Below are 720 nucleotides of genomic sequence, written 5' to 3'. Positions count from 1 at the left end.
CTAGGTGTTCAGTCCCGGCATCTGGTGGATCGGGTCGACGATGAACCGGTCTGGCTCTGAAGTCCAGATCTTGGCCATGTATTCGTAGGGTGTGAGGCCGCTGAGCGTCTTGAGCCGGCGAGCGAAATTGTAGGCGGCCATGAAGTCGGCGAGGTGCGTCCGGAGCTGGTCGTGGCTCTCGTAGTGGAAGCGTTTGACCGTCGCCTCCTTGATGGTGCGGTTCATCCGTTCGACCTGACCGTTCGTCCACGGGTGGTTCGGCTTGGTGAGCCGGTGTTCGATGTCGTTTGCCTCGCAGATCATGTCGAAGCGCATCTGGCGCGACCAGGCGGTGTTCCGGTTGCGCGGCTGCTCGGCGAACTGAATGCCATTATCGGTCAGGATCGTGTGTATCCGGTAGGGCACGGCTTTCAGCAGGTGTTCGAGGAACTCCCACGCTGTTCGCCGGTCCGCCTTGTCGACCAGCTGGGTGACCGCGAACTTGCTGGTGCGGTCTATGCCAACGAACAGATAGAGCTTGCCTTCGGCAGTCTGCACCTCGGCGATATCGATGTGGAAGAAACCAATCGGATAACGCTTGAAGCGCTGACCCTTGGGCTTGTCGCCCTCGACATCCGGTAGCCGTGAGATGCCGTGCCGCTGAAGGCAACGGTGCAGCGCTGACCGGGTCAGGTGCGGTAGCGACGGCTGCAATGCGTAGAGGCAGTCGTCGAGCGGCAG

General features: G+C 61.1%; 1 protein-coding gene. It reads right to left on the bottom strand.

All coding sequences use genetic code 11. The features are described 5' to 3' along the window. A partial coding sequence (locus tag HRV97_RS17255; protein WP_174195358.1) for an IS481 family transposase occupies positions 1 to 720 on the bottom strand: 720 nt, incomplete at its 5' end.

This window comes from Sphingomonas hominis, from assembly GCF_013328205.1.
GTDB classification, from domain to species: Bacteria; Pseudomonadota; Alphaproteobacteria; order Sphingomonadales; family Sphingomonadaceae; genus Sphingomonas; species Sphingomonas hominis.
The sequence above is the reverse complement of the archived record's forward strand: the minus strand, read 5'-3'. Positions and strand labels throughout refer to the sequence as shown.